General features: G+C 63.9%; 15 protein-coding genes. 5 read left to right on the top strand and 10 right to left on the bottom strand.

Translation table 11 applies throughout. The features are described from left to right. Positions 1-13: 13 nt before the first annotated feature. Both L6D77_RS11530 and zwf read right to left on the bottom strand, forming a co-directional pair. Positions 14-331 (bottom strand): hypothetical protein, encoded by a 318-nt coding sequence (locus L6D77_RS11530; RefSeq protein WP_232883472.1) that lies wholly within the window; start codon positions 329-331, stop codon positions 14-16. Between the two features lie 88 nt (positions 332-419). Further along, a complete protein-coding gene (gene zwf / locus L6D77_RS11525) occupies positions 420-1,862 on the bottom strand; it encodes a glucose-6-phosphate dehydrogenase (RefSeq protein WP_232883471.1) in 1,443 nt (480 codons plus the stop codon). A gap of 103 nt (positions 1,863-1,965) precedes the next feature. Here zwf and hexR point away from each other — a divergent pair, with 103 nt between their 5' ends. Beyond that, positions 1,966-2,832, top strand: a complete 867-nt coding sequence (gene hexR, locus L6D77_RS11520) for a transcriptional regulator HexR (RefSeq protein WP_039582397.1) — start codon at positions 1,966-1,968, stop codon at positions 2,830-2,832. A gap of 203 nt (positions 2,833-3,035) precedes the next feature. After that, entirely contained in the window at positions 3,036-3,254 is a 219-nt protein-coding gene (locus L6D77_RS11515) for a PA3496 family putative envelope integrity protein (protein ID WP_232883470.1), read from the top strand. On the opposite strand, the gene L6D77_RS11510 is transcribed toward L6D77_RS11515, so the two are convergent. After that, on the bottom strand, positions 3,196-4,143 hold the full coding sequence (locus L6D77_RS11510) for a LysR family transcriptional regulator (RefSeq protein ID WP_232883496.1): 948 nt from the start codon (positions 4,141-4,143) through the stop codon (positions 3,196-3,198). The two genes, L6D77_RS11515 and L6D77_RS11510, sit on opposite strands and share 59 nt — an antisense overlap. A gap of 204 nt (positions 4,144-4,347) precedes the next feature. Between L6D77_RS11510 and L6D77_RS11505 the strand changes: the two genes are divergently transcribed. Together L6D77_RS11505 and oadA are read left to right on the top strand one after the other, a co-directional pair. Further along, entirely contained in the window at positions 4,348-5,763 is a 1,416-nt protein-coding gene (locus L6D77_RS11505) for an acetyl-CoA carboxylase biotin carboxylase subunit (protein ID WP_232883469.1), read from the top strand. Positions 5,764-5,774: 11 nt separating this feature from the next. Further along, positions 5,775-7,583 (top strand): sodium-extruding oxaloacetate decarboxylase subunit alpha, encoded by a 1,809-nt coding sequence (gene oadA / locus L6D77_RS11500; RefSeq protein WP_232883468.1) that lies wholly within the window; start codon positions 5,775-5,777, stop codon positions 7,581-7,583. Between the two features lie 136 nt (positions 7,584-7,719). On the opposite strand, the gene L6D77_RS11495 is transcribed toward oadA, so the two are convergent. From L6D77_RS11495 to L6D77_RS11485, 3 genes are read right to left on the bottom strand one after another with little or no spacing between them, the layout of a single operon-like run. After that, a complete protein-coding gene (locus tag L6D77_RS11495; protein ID WP_232883467.1) occupies positions 7,720-8,394 on the bottom strand; it encodes a GNAT family N-acetyltransferase in 675 nt (224 codons plus the stop codon). Between the two features lie 7 nt (positions 8,395-8,401). Further along, a complete protein-coding gene (locus L6D77_RS11490) occupies positions 8,402-8,848 on the bottom strand; it encodes a GNAT family N-acetyltransferase (protein WP_232883466.1) in 447 nt (148 codons plus the stop codon). Positions 8,849-8,860: 12 nt separating this feature from the next. After that, positions 8,861-9,490 (bottom strand): FMN-binding negative transcriptional regulator, encoded by a 630-nt coding sequence (locus L6D77_RS11485; RefSeq protein ID WP_232883465.1) that lies wholly within the window; start codon positions 9,488-9,490, stop codon positions 8,861-8,863. 90 nt (positions 9,491-9,580) lie between these two features. Between L6D77_RS11485 and pdxR the strand changes: the two genes are divergently transcribed. Beyond that, positions 9,581-11,110: a MocR-like pyridoxine biosynthesis transcription factor PdxR gene (gene pdxR, locus L6D77_RS11480; protein ID WP_232883464.1), complete on the top strand. Its 1,530-nt coding sequence runs from the start codon at positions 9,581-9,583 to the stop codon at positions 11,108-11,110. 149 nt (positions 11,111-11,259) lie between these two features. On the opposite strand, the gene L6D77_RS11475 is transcribed toward pdxR, so the two are convergent. From L6D77_RS11475 to aspA, 4 genes are all read right to left on the bottom strand, one after another. After that, positions 11,260-12,363, bottom strand: coding sequence for a polyamine ABC transporter substrate-binding protein (locus L6D77_RS11475; protein WP_232883463.1), 1,104 nt, complete (start codon positions 12,361-12,363; stop codon positions 11,260-11,262). A gap of 2 nt (positions 12,364-12,365) precedes the next feature. After that, positions 12,366-13,406 carry a histone deacetylase family protein gene (locus L6D77_RS11470; protein WP_232883462.1) on the bottom strand — a complete coding sequence of 347 codons (1,041 nt, stop codon included), beginning with the start codon at positions 13,404-13,406 and terminating at the stop codon, positions 12,366-12,368. A gap of 196 nt (positions 13,407-13,602) precedes the next feature. Further along, on the bottom strand, positions 13,603-14,595 hold the full coding sequence (locus L6D77_RS11465; RefSeq protein WP_232883461.1) for an AraC family transcriptional regulator: 993 nt from the start codon (positions 14,593-14,595) through the stop codon (positions 13,603-13,605). Positions 14,596-14,767: 172 nt separating this feature from the next. Then, positions 14,768-16,192, bottom strand: coding sequence for an aspartate ammonia-lyase (gene aspA / locus L6D77_RS11460; RefSeq protein ID WP_031314847.1), 1,425 nt, complete (start codon positions 16,190-16,192; stop codon positions 14,768-14,770). Between the last annotated feature and the right edge of the window lie 165 nt (positions 16,193-16,357).

Here is a 16,357-nt window from a genome sequence, read left to right as displayed (position 1 = left end):
TGCAAGATGCTGATCAGTGGGTTTCGACGATGTCGGTGATGCTGGTGATCAGCTTGCCATCGTGGAAAATATCCACTTTGGGAATATGGCCATGATCGCCAGGCAGCTCGAAGCTGACGGCTTTGTCTGTAACCACTTGAGTGAAGAAGCCTTCAGCCTTGGTGACGTTAAGGTCCAGTGCCAGGGCGAAGGATTTGTCCTGACTCGCGCGGATACTCAGTTCGGCATTGAAGCCCGGGTGACCGACGGTAACTGTGCCGCAAACCCGGAAGCGGGCATTGCCTGGCATCTTGTCGTTCTGTGCGGTCCAGTTCTTGGTTTCGATGTACATGGTTGGTTGCCTCATCTGGGGCGACGTGGAGTACCTCGCCTGTTGTGAGGATCAGCAGATTGGCGTGCCCCTGGCAGATGGAGCCATTTCAGCTATGCCAGTGGCTACCTTGGCGTACCAACAAGCTGTTGGCCTGCTCCGGCCCGTTGCTGCCTGCGGGGTAGGGGCGTGGCGCCTGGAAGTGTTCCTCCCAGCCCTGCAGGATCGGGTCGATCCAGGCCCAGGCGGCCTCGACCTCGTCGCGGCGCATGAACAGCGTCGAGTCACCCTCCATCACGTCCAGCAGCAAACGTTCATAGGCGTCCCAGCGGCGGGTCTGGGCGAAGGCCTGGGCAAGGTTGAGGTCGAGCTCGACCGGCGCCAGGCGCATGCCCTTGCCGGGGCTCTTGGTCATCATGCGCAGGCTGATGTGTTCGTCCGGTTGTAGCTGTATCAGCAACTGGTTGACCTGCCCGCCGCTGAACAGCTCGTGGGGCACTGGCTTGAACTGGATGACGATCTGCGACGAGCGCCGCGCCATGCGCTTGCCGGTACGCAGGTAGAATGGCACCCCGGCCCAGCGCCAGTTGTCGATGTGCGCCTGGACGGCAACGAAGGTCTCGGTGTCACTGTCGTTGTCCACGTCCTTTTCGAAGTAGTAGGCGGGCACTTCCTGGCCGCCGATCTTGCCGGCTCCGTATTGGCCGCGCACGGTTTTGTCCTGTACGTCCTGGCCGGTAATGGGCTTGAGGGCGCGCAGGATCTTCACCTTTTCGTCACGCACCGCCTCGGCGTCGAATTGTGCCGGCGGCTCCATGGCCACCAGGCACAGCAGCTGCAGCAAGTGGTTCTGCAGCATGTCGCGGGTGGCGCCGGCGCGGTCGTAGTAGGCGCCACGGCTCTCCACGCCAAGCGTTTCACAGACGCTGATCTGCACATGGTCCACCTGGCTGTTGCGCCACACCGGCTCCAGCAGGGCGTTGGCGAAACGCAGGGCCATGAGGTTCTGCACGGTTTCCTTGCCCAGGTAGTGGTCGATGCGGAACACCTGCGACTCGTCGAACACCTCGCCGATCGCTTCGTTGATGGCGGTGGCCGACTCCAGTGAATGGCCGATGGGCTTTTCCAGCACGATGCGCGCCTCGTGGTCGGCCAGGCCGGCGATGCGCAGGTGGTTGGCGATGGGCACGAACAGCTGGGGCGCGGTGGCCAGGTAGTAGATGCGCGTCAGCCCGCCGGGCTCGCCCAGGTAGCGCGCCAGGCGGCCGAAATCGGCGCTTTGCGCGGCGTCCATGGGGAAGTAGTCCAGGCGTGCCGAGAAGCGCTGCCAGACCTCCTCGTCGAAGTCCTGGCGGGCGATCTGCGCGCGGCAGTGGCGCTCGGCGAGCTTGACGTAGTCGTTGCGGGGCAGCGGGCGGCGGGCCAGGGAGATGATCCGCACGGCATTGTGCAGGCGGGCCTCGCGATACAGGTGGTAGAGCGCCGGCAGCAGCTTGTGCAGGGCCAGATCGCCCGTGCCGCCGAACACCAGGATGTCGCAAGGTATAGTCAAACCACCACTCTCCACGTTCGTTTAACTGGGCGGGTTGGCGAGCATGTAGTATAACTACAAGAAAGCTACATCCCGGCCAGCCGATCATAACCGAGTCCAGACCGTGAATCTGTTGCAACATATCGCCCAATCGCGCCACCTGTTGCGCAAATCGGAACTCAAAGTGGCCGACCACGTGCTGCTAGACCCGGCTGCCGTCATGCACAGTTCGATGGCCGACCTGGCGCACAACGTGGGCATCAGCGAGCCAACCATCGTGCGATTCTGCCGGGCGATCGGTTGTTCGGGTTTCCAGGACCTCAAGCTCAAGCTGGCGCAGAGCCTGGCCGCCGGGGCCAGTTTTGGCCAGTTCGCCATTCATGAAGACGACTCGGTCGCCGACTACAGCCTGAAAATCTTCGACACCACCCTGCACACGCTGATGGAAGTGCGCGAGCACCTCGACCCCCAGGCCCTGCAGCAGGCGGTGAGCGCCATGGCCCAAGCGCAGCGCGTGGAGTTCTACGGTTTTGGCGCGTCCGGCGCGGTGGCGGCCGACGCCCAGCACAAGTTCTTCCGCCTGCTGCTCTCTGCTGCTGCCTATTCCGACCCGCATATGCAGGCGATGTCGGCGGTTACGCTGAAGCCGGGTGACGTGGCGGTGTGCATCTCGCAGTCGGGGCGCTCCAAGGACCTGCTGATCACCGCCAACCTGGTGCGCGAGAGCGGCGCCAACCTGATCACCCTGTGCCCGAGCCAGACGCCATTGGCCGAGCTGTCGACCGTCAACCTGGCGATCGACGTGCACGAAGATACCGAGATCTACACCCCGCTGACGTCGCGCATTGCCCACCTGGTAGTGATCGACGTACTGGCCATGGGCGTGGCCATGGCCCGTGGCCCGAGCCTGGTCAACCACCTCAAGAGCGTGAAGCGCAGCTTGCGCAGCCTGCGTTTGTCGCCCAAGTCGATCAAGGCTACAGACGACTGATCGCTATTGCCTGCGCCGGCCCTTTCGCGGCACAAGGCCGCTCCTACAAGGGGCGTGCAAGTCCATTGTGTGGGAGCCGGCTTGCCGGCGATGAGGCCCGTACAGCCGGTGAAAATTCACGATTCTGTCACCCTTCCACCGCCAAACGGTAAACCTGCAACGCCACCCTGAAACTCCCCCCCATCCTATCTGGGAGACAGGCAATGGCACGTGAACACGACGGCTCGTACCAACCCAACGCCAAGGCTCGCAAGCAGCAGGAAAAGGACCAGCGCCGCATGGAGTTCCGGCGCGCCATCGAGAGCTACTGCGACCGCCGCGAACTGCTGCGCTCGCTGGCCGACTACCCCGACCTGCAGGACATCACGGTGTGGCAGGTATCGGCGGCAACTTCCCCGAAAAACGCTCAACAAGCCCGCTGATCTGTGCACGTTCGCTGCGAATGAACGCCTGGAAGGCCAAGGCCACCGGCGACTGGCGCTTGGCTTTGGCCTGCACGATGCACCAGCTGCGATACAACGGCAGCTCCTCCACCGGCAGCTCCTTGAGCACGCCGGTGGCCAGTTCCAGGTTGACCGCATGGCGGGTCAGCAGGGCGATACCCAGGCCCGCCACCACGCATTCACGCTGTGAATCGGTGGAGGCCACTTCCAGGGTCTGGGTGAAGTGCACGCGCTTGTCCTTGAAGAACTCCTCGCAGGCCTTGCGCGTGCCCGAGCCTTGCTCGCGGACCAGCAGGGTATGAGGTTCAAGGTCCTGCAGGCGCAGGCTTTGCAGCTTGCACAGCGGATGATCCGGCGGCGCCACGGCGACGATCGGGTTGTTGAGGAAGGGCAGGAACTCCAGGCCCATGTCCTGGGGCACCATGGACATGATGATCAGGTCGTCGCGGTTGTCCGACAGGCGCCGGATCGCCTGGGCTCGGTTGACCACCGTCAGGGTCAGGTTGACCTCCGGGTGGCGCTGCTTGAAGGCGGCGAACAAGTGTGGCACGAAGTACTTGGCGCTGGATTCGATCGCCAGTTTCAGCTGACCCTGCAGTGAGCCCTGCATGTCCGACAGCTGCATGTCGAGGTTCTCCAGGCGCCCGAAGATGTCCCGGCTGGCGCGTTGCAGGGCTTCGGCGGCCTCGGTCAGATAAAGCTTCTTGCCGACGTACTCGAACAGCGGCTGGCCCACCAGTTCTTCGAGCTGGCGGATCTGTAGACTTACGGCGGGTTGCGTCAGCGCCATTTCCTCGGCCGCCCGGCTGTAGGAGCGCAAATCACACACTTCATTGAAGATCTGCAATTGACGCAATGTCATACGCATCAATGACTTACGCATCTTTTCAGCTGCCTCGGCAAAACCTTGTTACCGAACTATAAGCCTTTGCTAATGGTGACCCTAACAAATATTGATTTTTGTTTATCGACCTACAACGCTAGGGTGATTGTGCGACTGGCCAGCGACGTCTGGTCACGCGCCGACCGGTTAAACCGGATCGTCTGTTCCTACGGCTTTGGGAAGACTCCAGTGATAAAAAAAATCCTGATCGCCAACCGGGGTGAAATCGCAGTTCGAATCGTGCGCGCTTGCGCCGAGATGGGCATTCGCTCTGTGGCGATCTACTCCGACGCCGACCGTCACGCCTTGCACGTCAAGCGCGCCGACGAGGCCTACAGCATTGGTGCCGAGCCCCTGGCCGGTTATCTGAACCCGCGCAAGCTGGTCAACCTGGCTGTGGAAACCGGCTGTGATGCCCTGCACCCGGGCTATGGTTTCCTGTCGGAAAACGCCGAACTGGCGGAGATCTGCGCCGAACGCGGGGTCAAGTTCATCGGCCCGGCCGCTGACGTGATTCGCCGCATGGGCGACAAGACCGAAGCGCGCCGCACCATGATCCAGGCCGGTGTGCCGGTGACCCCGGGCACCGAAGGCAACGTTGCCGACATCCACGAAGCCCTGCAGGAAGGCGACCGCATCGGTTATCCGGTGATGCTCAAGGCCACTTCCGGCGGCGGTGGGCGCGGCATTCGCCGCTGCAACAGCCGTGAGGAGCTGGAACAGAACTTCCCCCGTGTCATTTCCGAAGCCACCAAGGCCTTCGGTTCGGCAGAAGTGTTCCTGGAAAAATGCATCGTCAACCCCAAGCACATCGAGGCGCAGATTCTCGGTGACAGCTTCGGCAACGTGGTGCACCTGTTCGAGCGCGACTGCTCGATCCAGCGCCGCAACCAGAAGCTCATCGAGATCGCCCCCAGCCCGCAGCTCACCCCCGAGCAGCGCGCCTACATCGGCGACCTGGCCGTGCGTGCGGCCAAGGCGGTGAACTACGAGAACGCCGGTACCGTGGAGTTCCTGCTCGCCGAGGGCGAGGTGTACTTCATGGAGATGAACACCCGGGTGCAGGTGGAACACACCATCACCGAAGAAATCACCGGTATCGACATCGTCCGCGAGCAGATCCGCGTCGCCTCGGGCCTGCCCCTGTCGATCAAGCAGGAAGACATCCAGCACCGCGGCTTCGCCCTGCAGTTCCGGATCAACGCCGAAGACCCGAAGAACAACTTCCTGCCCAGCTTCGGCAAGATCACCCGCTACTACGCCCCCGGCGGCCCGGGCGTGCGCACCGACACGGCGATCTACACCGGCTACACCATTCCACCGTTCTACGACTCCATGTGCCTGAAGCTGGTGGTGTGGGCGCTGACCTGGGAAGAAGCCATGGACCGCGGCCTGCGGGCCCTGGACGACATGCGCGTGCAGGGGGTGAAGACCACCGCCGCGTACTACCAGGAAATCCTGCGCAATCCGGAATTCCGTAGCGGCCAGTTCAACACCAGCTTCGTCGAAAGCCACCCCGAACTGACCAACTACTCGATCAAGCGCAAACCCGAAGAGCTGGCCCTGGCCATCGCCGCCGCCATCGCCGCCCACGCAGGCCTGTGAGGAACCGAATAATGTCCAAGAAAATCTTTGTTACCGACACGATCCTGCGCGACGCCCACCAGTCCCTGCTGGCCACCCGCATGCGCACCGAAGACATGCTGCCGATCTGCGACAAGCTCGACAAAGTCGGCTACTGGTCGCTGGAAGTCTGGGGCGGCGCCACCTTCGACGCCTGCGTGCGCTTCCTCAAGGAAGACCCGTGGGAGCGCCTGCGCAAGCTGCGCAGCGCACTGCCCAACACCCGCCTGCAGATGCTCCTGCGCGGCCAGAACCTGCTGGGCTACCGCCATTACAGCGACGACGTGGTCAAGGCCTTCGTCGCCAAGGCCGCGGTCAACGGCATCGATGTGTTCCGCATCTTCGACGCCATGAACGACGTGCGTAACCTGCGCGTGGCCATCGAGGCCGTGAAGGCCGCCGGCAAGCACGCCCAGGGCACCATCGCCTACACCACCAGCCCCGTGCACACCATCGATGCCTTCGTGAAGCAGGCCCAGCAGATGGAAGCCATGGGTTGCGACTCGGTGGCGATCAAGGACATGGCCGGGCTGCTGACCCCGTTCGCCACCGGCGAGCTGGTCAAGGCACTCAAGGCCGAACAGTCGCTGCCGGTGTTCATCCACTCCCATGACACCGCCGGCCTGGCCGCGATGTGCCAGCTCAAGGCCGTTGAAAACGGCGTCGACCACATCGACACCGCCATCTCCAGCTTCGCCTGGGGCACCAGCCACCCAGGCACCGAGTCGATGGTCGCCGCGCTCAAGGGCAGCGAGTTCGACACCGGCCTGGACCTGGAGCTGCTGCAGGAAATCGGCCTGTACTTCTACGCCGTGCGCAAGAAGTACCACCAGTTCGAGAGCGAGTTCACCGCCGTGGACACCCGCGTGCAGGTCAACCAGGTACCGGGCGGGATGATTTCCAACCTGGCCAACCAGCTCAAGGAGCAGGGCGCGCTCAACCGCATGGGCGAAGTGCTGGCAGAAATCCCACGGGTGCGCGAAGACCTCGGCTTCCCGCCGCTGGTCACCCCGACCTCGCAGATCGTCGGCACCCAGGCGTTTTTCAACGTGCTGGCCGGCGAGCGCTACAAGACCATCACCAACGAAGTGAAGCTGTACCTGCAAGGCGGCTACGGCAAGGCCCCGGGCGTGGTCAACGAGCAGCTGCGCCGCCAGGCCATCGGCAGCGAGGACGTGATCGACGTGCGCCCGGCCGACCTGCTCAAGCCGGAAATGGCCAAGCTGCGCAGTGACATCGGCGCCCTGGCGCGCAGTGAAGAGGACGTGCTGACCTTCGCCATGTTCCCGGACATCGGGCGCAAGTTCCTCGAAGAGCGCGAAGCCGGCACCCTCACCCCCGAAGCCCTGCTGCCGATTCCGGAAGCCGGCGCGATGGGCTCGGTGGGCGGTGAAGGCGTGCCGACCGAGTTCGTCATCGACGTGCACGGCGAAACCTACCGCGTCGACATCACCGGGGTGGGCGTCAAGGCCGAAGGCAAGCGTCACTTCTACCTGTCCATCGACGGCATGCCGGAAGAAGTGGTGTTCGAGCCACTCAACGAGTTCGTCGGCGGTGGCAGCAGCAAGCGCAAGCAGGCCAGCGCACCGGGCCACGTCAGCACCACCATGCCGGGCAACATCGTCGATGTGCTGGTCAAGGAAGGTGACGTGGTCAAGGCCGGCCAAGCGGTGCTGATTACCGAAGCCATGAAGATGGAGACCGAAGTGCAGGCGGCGATCGCCGGCAAGGTCGTGGCCATCCATGTGGCCAAGGGCGACCGGGTCACCCCGGGCGAGATCCTGATCGAGATCGAAGGCTGAGATAAGCCTTCATCTACAAGCGGTTAACCTCTGGGGAGCGAATGCTCCCCTTTTTTTTCCAGGTCTCTGTATCAGGTGCGGCGGGCTGAGCCTGTAGGAACGGCCTTGCCGGTCCGGCACCCCGGCAAGACAGCTCCTACAGAGATCCGCGACAGGCTTCGAGTGTTTGCACCTGGCCCTCGGGGCGCTGGTTGTCCTCGTTCAACCACCGCTCGAACCCTGCCGCCACGGCCGGCCACTCGGTATCGGTAATCGAATACCAGGCGGTATCCCGGTTGCGGTCCTTGACCACCATGTGGTTGCGGAACACCCCTTCAAACACAAAGCCGAACCGCTCCGCCGCCCGCTTGGAGCGGGCGTTGGCGTTGTTGCACTTCCACTCCAGCCGGCGGTTGCCTAACGCGAAGCCCAACCTGCTCAGCAGGTACACCGCCTCGGTGCCCTTGGGCGTGCGCTGCATGGCGGCGCCGAAAGCGATATGGCCGATCTCGAAGCGGCCCTGTTCCGGCACGATCGACATGTAGCTGAGGATGCCCTGCACCTGGCCGCTGGCGCGGTCGATCACGCTGTAGAACAGCGGGTCGCGGCTGGCGGCGTTGGCGTCGAGCCAACGGTCGAAGCTGGCGCGTTCGGCGAACGGGCCATAGGGCAGGTAGTCCCACAGCACCGGGTCCGAGCCCGGCCCTTGCAGCACATCCCAGAGGTCGTCGCCATGGCGCGCCGGGTCGAGCTTCTCCAGGCGAATGAATCGGCCTTCGAGGGGTTCGGCCTTGGGCGTACCGGCGGGTTTCCAGTTCAATGCGTCAGTCATGGGCGGCCTACAGTGGTTTGCGAAATTGGATGAAGCCGGGGCGCTCGGCAACCTGCTCGTAGAGGCTGATGGCGGTAGCGTTGGTTTCGTGGGTCAGCCAGTGCACCTTGGCGCAGCCGTCGGCCTTGGCCGTGGCGTAGACATGCTCGATCAATTGCCGGCCGATGCCCAGGCCGCGCACTTGGCTGTCGACGTAGAGGTCCTGCAGGTAGCAGGAAGGCTCGATGCTCCAGTTGGAGCGGTGGTAGATGAAGTTGACCATTCCCACCGCCTTGCCATCGACCCAGGCCAGCGCCGAATGGGTCGGCTCGTTGCTGTCCAGCAGGCGTTGCCAGGTGCTGACGCTGACCGCCTCGGGCAGTTCGGTTTCATAGAAGCGCAGGTAAGCCTGCCACAGGGGCAGCCAGGCGGCGTGGTCGGCGGCGCCTACCGGGCGCAGGGTGATCTCGGTCATGGGGCTTTTCCTTCAGAGGTCGCGCATGTGCGCGGCGAGTTGGTTATCCACAGGGTCGGCGCTGGCGGCCAGGCCTTCGCGTACCCCGGCGATGTCTTGTGCCGAACGGTTCTGGCTGAGTTTGCGCGCGCCCTGCAGGCGGGTAATGGGCAGGCGGATGCCAACGATGGCACGGAGCATGCCGTCGAGGTAGTCCGCTGGGGCATCGGCCACGCGCCAGGGCGCTGTGCGGCTTTGTTCATGGCGGTCGGTCAGGCGGCTGACGATATCGAGCAACGATGCGGGCTCATGAATCACCGCCACCGGGCCCCAGGCATGCACCGCCGTGTAGTTCCAGGTGGGCACCACCTTGGGGTTTTCGGCCTTGCTCGGGTAAAACCCGGGGCTCACATAGGCGTCGGCGCCGGGGAATACCAGCAAGGCTTCGGCGCCTTGCGCCAGGTCCTGCCACTGAGGGTTGGCCCGGGCGAGATGGCCATAGACCGTACCGAACTCACCCTCGTCGGCAGCGACAAGCACCGGCAGGTGGGTGGCCAGCAGCCCCCGTTCGCCATGGCTGACCAGCATGGCCAGGCGGGTTTGCAGCATGTGCTGGTGCAGGCGGCCGAGGTCGTGTTCCTGGTGCGGTTTGCTGTTGTACATGCCGGGGATCCTTGTGCTGTGGCTTCATCCTAGGCAGGCTATTGGCTCTGTGTAAGAGCCATTCATGACTGTTTTCATAGGTCCAATGCCATGAGCGAACGTACCCACGCGCTGCCATTCGACCCGGCCGGCATCGCCCTCGACCGTCGCCGCCGCGGGCTCAGCCAGCAGCTGTACCAGGCCCTGCGCGCCCGCGTGCTGGATGGGCGCCTGGAAGGCGGCACTCGGCTGCCGGCTACCCGCGACCTGGCCGCGGTTCTGACGCTGTCGCGCAACAGCGTGGTACGCGCCTATGACCAGTTGTATGCCGAGGGCTTCATCGAAAGCCGGGTTGGCGATGGCACCTATGTGAGCCAGCTGGGAAAACTATCCACACAACTATCCACAGGGTTATCCCGGGGTTTATCAACAGGGTTATCCACATTTCAGGCATCTGACACTGAGGATTTATCCAGTTTCACTGCGTGCAGCGAGCCATTGCAGCGTCTGAAAAATCACCATCTGCCGCCACCCAGAACCGGCTCGCCAAGGGCTTTCCGGGTCGGCCTGCCGGCGTTCGACCTGTTTCCTTTCGAGGTCTGGGCCAAGCTGCAAGCGGGTTTCTGGCGAAATTCCGATCCGGCGCTGCTCGGTTATGGCGACCCGGCGGGAGAGTTGCCATTGCGTGAGTTGATCGCGACCTATCTGCGTCGCTCGCGGGGGCTTTCCTGCACGGCTGAACAAATAGTGATCACCAGTGGCGCACAGCAGGCGATCAGCCTTTGTGCACAGCTGCTGTTACAGCCCGGTGACGGCGTGGCTGTGGAAAACCCGGGCTATCGCGCCGCCGGGCACGCCCTCGCCCTGGCGGGGGCGAAGGTCAGCGGCGTGCCGGTGGATGAAGAGGGCATGGACTGTGTGCGCCTGGCCCTGTTGCCAAACTGCCGGCTGGCCTATGTGACGCCGGCCCACCAGTACCCGACCGGCGTCACCATGAGCCTGGCCCGGCGCCTGGCGTTGCTGACCTGGGCCGAGCGCCAGGATGGCTGGATCATCGAGGATGACTACGACGGCGAGTACCGCTACAGCGGTGCGCCCCTGGCGCCATTGGCTGCACTGGATCGGCAGGGACGGGTGCTGTACGTCGGCACCTTCGGCAAGATCGCCTTCCCGGCGCTGCGGCTGGGATACCTGGTGCTGCCCAAGCGGCTGGTGCAGGCGTTCAGCCAGGCCAAGGCGCTGGCGGTGCGGCATTCGGAAGTGGGCAGCCAGTGCGTCATGGCGCAGTTCATGGCCCAGGGGCATTTCCAGCGCCATATCCGCCGCATGCGCCGGGCAGCGCTGGCGCGCAGGAATGTGTTGAAGGCGGGCTGGCCGGTGGATGTGCCAGGGCTTGGGGCAATGCCGGAAGTGGCGGCGGGGCTGCATGTGAAAGTGGCTGTGGATAACTTTGCGCGGGAACAAGAGTTGGTTGCCCGGGCCGAGGCGGTAGGGGTGGAGGTCAATCCGTTGAGCGGCTATTGGCTGGAAGACAGCGAAGTGCCTGTGGATAAGCGGGCGGGGCTGGTGCTGGGGTTTGCGGCGGTACCGGAGGGGGAGATTGCCGAAGCGCTGATGCGCTTGCGCAAGGCCTGGAGGTAGGAACGACTGTCTTCTGTAGGAGCGGCCTTGTGCCGCGAAAGGGCTGCGGAGCAGCCCCGGCAATATTTGCGGTGACGCCGAAATGCGGGGGCCGCTTCGCGCCCCTTTCGCGACGCAAGGCCGCTCCTACAGCGAGCAGCCGGAGCGCATCAGGTGCCCGACTTGATCTTGGTCCAGGCCCGCGTCCGTGCCCGCTCGGCATCCCGCGGCAGCGGCTTGAGGGTATACAGCTTGGCCATCGCCTCGGCCGTGGGGTACAGGTTGGGGTTGTTGCGGATCGCCGGGCTGACCTTGTCGGTCGCATCCTTGTTCGGGTTCGGGTAGCCGACGAAATCACTGATCGGCGCGATCACCTCAGGCCGCAGCAGGTAGTTGATGAAGGTATGCGCATCTTCCGGGTTGGCCGCGTTCTTCGGGATCGCCAGCATGTCGAACCAGATCGGTGCGCCTTCCCTCGGCAGGCGCATGTCCACCACCACACCGTTCTTGGCTTCGCGCGCGCGGTTGGCCGCCTGGGAGAAGCTGCCGGAATAACCCACCGCCACGCAGATGTCGCCATTGGCGATGTCGGCCATGTACTTGGACGAGTGGAAATAGGTGATGTGCGGGCGGATCTTCATCAGCAGGTCCTGAGCCTTCTGATAATCCGCCGGCTTGCCGCTGTTCGGGTCCAGGCCCAGGTACGACAACGCCAGCGGCAAAATCTCCGACGGTGAGTCGAGCAGCGCCACGCCGCACTGCTTGAGCTTGGCGATGTTCTCTTCCTTGAAGATCAGGTCCCAGCTGTCCACCGGGGCGTTGTCACCGAGCACCGCCTTGACCTTGGCCGGGTTGAAGCCGATCAGCACGGTGCCGTACATGTAGGGCACGGCGAACTTGTTGCCCGGGTCGTTGGCTTCGATCAGCTTCATCAGCGCCGGGTCCAGGTGCTGCCAGTTGGGCAGCTTGCTGCGGTCCAGGGGCTGGAATACCCCGGCCTCGATCTGTTTGGCGAGGAACACGTTGGACGGCACCACCACGTCGTAGCCGGAGTTGCCGGTGAGCAGCTTGGCTTCCAGCGCCTCGTTGGTGTCGAAGATGTCGTAGATCAGCTTGACCCCGCTGTCCTTCTGGAAGTCGACGAGGGTTTGCGGGGTGATGTAGTCGAACCAGTTGTATACCCGCAGAGTGCCCGGTGCCGCTTGGGCCTGCAGGGCGCCGGTGAACAGGCTGGCGGCGATGAGTGGGGCGAGCAGACGCTTGAGTCGGACCATGTTCAGGCTCCTGGCTGGGCGTGCTGGAAGCCTTCCAGCACATTGACCGCGTTGATGCCGATTTCTTCCACAGCGTAGCCACCTTCCATCACGAACAGGGTCGGCTTGCCGAGTTGGCCGATGCGTTTGCCCATTTCCAGGTAGTCGGGGCTGTCCAGCTTGAACTGCGAGATCGGGTCGTCCTTGAAGGTGTCCACGCCCAGAGAGATCACCAGCACGTCGGCGTCGTACTCGGCGATGCGCTGGCAGGCCGCTTCCAATGCGGCGTTCCAGGCTGCCCAGTCGCTGCCGGCGGGCAGTGGGTAGTTGATGTTGCAGCCAACGCCCGCGCCTTCGCCGGTCTCGTCGGCATAACCGAGGAAGAACGGGAATTCGTCCTGCGGGTCGCCGTGGATCGAGGCGAAGAACACGTCGTTGCGCTGGTAGAAGATGTCCTGGGTGCCGTTGCCGTGGTGGTAGTCGACATCGAGGATGGCCACTTTGCGCCGGCCCTGGTCAAGGAAGGCCTGGGCGGCGATGGCGGCATTGTTCAGGTAGCAATAACCCCCCATTACCTCGGCGGCGGCGTGGTGCCCTGGCGGGCGGCACAGGGCGAAGGCCGAGTGGGCGCCTTGCTGGATCGCGGCCTGGGCGGTGAGCGCGACTTGCGCGGCGCTGTAGGCGGCCTGCCAGGTACCGGCGGTGATCGGCGCGCCGGCGTCGAAGCTGTAGTAACCGAGCTCGCCATGCAGGCCGGTGGGTTTGACCTGGCGCAGGGTGCGTGCCGGCCAGGTGAAGGGCAGCAGGTCGCCGTCGTGGCCGAGCGCGGCCCAGCGCGCCCAGGCGCCCTCGAAGAAGTTCAGGTAGTCGGCGCTGTGGATGCGTTGCAGCGGGGCGCGGCCGAAGTCGGTCGGGCCCTGGACGTCGCCAAGGTTGCGCTTTTTCACCTGCTCCAGCACATGATCGGCGCGCGAGGGCATCTCGAAGCAGGGCATCAGCTTGCCGTCGATCAGCTCGCAGCGGCCGTGATGCAGGCGGTGGTCATCGGAATAGATCGTCAGCATTTGTTGTTCTCCGGGTAATCACTGGCGTGGGGTCATTCTGCTGGGTGGGCCAGTGAGGGGAGAACGGTGCGGATGGCCAAAAGGGGATCGATGTGGCCAAGTCATCCTGTGCTGGCCTCTTCGCGGGCAAGCCCGCTCCCACAGGGTCATACATATACCTGTGGGAGCGGGTTTACCCGCGAAGAGGCCGGCACAATCAACCGCGAAAATGGCTCGGCGCTACGCCACTCCAACGCTGGAAGGCATGCCGGAAGCTCGCAGTCTCGCTGAAGCCGAGGCTCTCGGCGATGCGATAGATCGGCATCTGGTCCTCGGCCAGCAACTGCTTGGCCCGCTCGAAGCGCAGCTCGTCGAGCAGCTGTTGATAACTGCTGCCCAGCGCCTGCAAATGCCGGCGCAGGGTGCGCGACGAGCAGTTCATCTGCCGCGCCAGGCCTTCCAGCCCGGGCGCCGCATCCAGTTGCTGAATAAGCAGTTGGCGAATCCGCCCCAGCCAGGCCTGGCGGCCGGTGAACTCCAGGTTCAGGCGCCGGCAGCGCTCACTCATTGCTTTGTGGGTGACCGGGTCGGCCAGCGGCAGCGGCATGTCCAGCCAGCGCCGCTCGAAGGCGAAGGCGTTGTCGCCCGCATCGAAGCCCTGCGGGCAGGCGAATGCACCGGCGTAGAGCGCGTGATAACCGGGCCGGGGGTGTTCGAAGCGGGCCGCCAGCAGCGGCAACGGGCGACCCAGCAGGTCGTCGCAGATCACTTTCAGCGACACCAGGCAGAATTCGGCATTGAAGGCGGCCAGCCCTGGCGCGTCGTAGTGGTCGCTGGCGCACAGCCACACGCGCTGGCCATCGTCCACCAGGCGCAACTGGAAGACTGTTCCCAGCAGTGCCGGAAATGTCAGCGCCAGGCGCAGGGCGTCACCCAAAGTGGCACTGGAGAGCAGCGCGTAACCGAGCATGCCGTAGCACGACACATGCATCCGCCGGCCCAGCTCCAGGCCGATGTCCTCGCGGCGGGCCAGGGCGTTGGCGCACACCTGCAGTTCTTGCTGGGTGGTGATGCGCGCGTCCGGGTGCTCAAGGTCTGCCAGGCCAATGCCGCTGCCGGCGAGCAGTTGCTGCGCGTCCACGTCCTGTTCCTGGAACACCTGGAGGATCAGCGAAACGGCATTGAGGGTGGTGAGGTGGCTGTGCAGCATGCTCGGTGTCCCGTGGGGCTGAGGGGCATTATGGAGCAAGTTGTGTGCCGGGGAGTGTTGGCCTCTGTGGGAAGCGCGCATAAAAAAAGGGCCCGATGCGTGCGCTCGGGCCCTTGAAAGGTTGAGAGGTGTCTAGTCCCTCGACCTGGTGAGACTGTTTGCTACGGTCGGGTTACGCCTTCAGCGGAACCAGACGTGGGGCGATCATGTTTTCCGGACGCAGGATGTCGTTGAGCATCTCTTCGTCCAGCAGCTTCTCTTCGCGCACCAGTTCCAGTACGCCGCGGCCGGTTTCCAGGGCAACGCGGGCGATACGGGTGGCGTTTTCGTAGCCGATGTACGGGTTCAGGGCGGTGACCAGGCCGATCGAGTGCTCGACCAGTTCACGGCAGCGCTGTTCGTTGGCGGTGATGCCGACGATGCAGTGCTCGCGCAGCATGTCCATGGCGCGTTGCAGCAGGCGGATCGAGTCGAAGATCTTGTAGGCGATCAGCGGCTCCATCACGTTCAGCTGCAGCTGGCCACCTTCGGCGGCGACGGTCAGGGCCAGGTCGTTGCCCATGATGGCGAAGGCGACTTGGTTGACGGCTTCCGGGATAACCGGGTTGACCTTGCCTGGCATGATCGAGCTGCCTGGCTGGCGCGCCGGCAGGTTGATCTCGTTGATGCCGGTGCGTGGGCCGCTGGACAGCAGGCGCAGGTCGTTGCAGATCTTCGACAGCTTGACCGCGGTGCGCTTGAGCATGCCGGAGAACAGCACGAAGGCGCCCATGTCGGAGGTGGCTTCGATCAGGTCGGCAGCTGGCACCAGCGGCTGGCCGCTGATGATCGCCAGGCGCTGAACGGCCAGCATCTGGTAGCCCGGGTCGGCGTTGATGCCGGTACCGATGGCGGTGCCGCCCAGGTTGATTTCGGTCAGCAGTTCCGGAGCCAGCGAGCGCAGGCGCTGCAGGTCTTCGGTCATGGTGGTGGCGAAGGCGCGGAATTCCTGGCCCAGGGTCATCGGTACGGCGTCCTGCAGCTGGGTACGGCCCATCTTCAGAACGTGGTCGAACTCTTTACCTTTGGCGGCGAAAGCCTGGATCAGGCTGTCGAGGCTGGCCAGCAGGGCGTCGTGGCCCAGCAGCAGACCCAGACGGATCGCGGTCGGGTAGGCGTCGTTGGTCGACTGCGCCATGTTCACATCGTTGTTCGGGTGCAGGTACTGGTACTCACCCTTCTGGTGGCCCATGGCCTCCAGCGCGATGTTGGCGATGACTTCGTTGGCGTTCATGTTGGTGGAAGTACCAGCACCGCCTTGAATCATGTCCACCACGAACTGCTCGTGGTAGTCGCCCTTGATCAGTCGTGCGCAGGCTGCGCTGATCGCGGCGTGTTTGGCATCGCTCAGGTGCCCCAGCTCACGGTTGGCGTCAGCAGCTGCCTGCTTGACCATCGCCAGGCCGACTACCAGTTTCGGGTAGTGCGACAGCGGAACACCGGAGAGGTGGAAGTTGTTGGCAGCGCGCAGAGTCTGGATGCCGTAGTAGGCATCGGCAGGGACTTCAAGGGTACCAAGCAGATCTTTTTCGACGCGGAACGATGCAGCGGAGGACATGATGGATATCATCTCGATTTTGACCCGGCACCTGCCGGAATGCCGCCAATGCTAGGGCTGGGCAGATTTGGCGGCCAATGCTGTTGCACGCTAACCTATGCACAAACGGCATACGGTTTGATGTGACGCCGATTGACAATCGAGCGTGTTCCATTTTGGTGCACG

Origin of the sequence: Pseudomonas parasichuanensis (assembly GCF_021601385.1) — a bacterium.
GTDB classification, from domain to species: domain Bacteria; phylum Pseudomonadota; class Gammaproteobacteria; order Pseudomonadales; family Pseudomonadaceae; genus Aquipseudomonas; species Aquipseudomonas parasichuanensis.
This window is presented reverse-complemented; position numbering and strand designations above follow the sequence as displayed.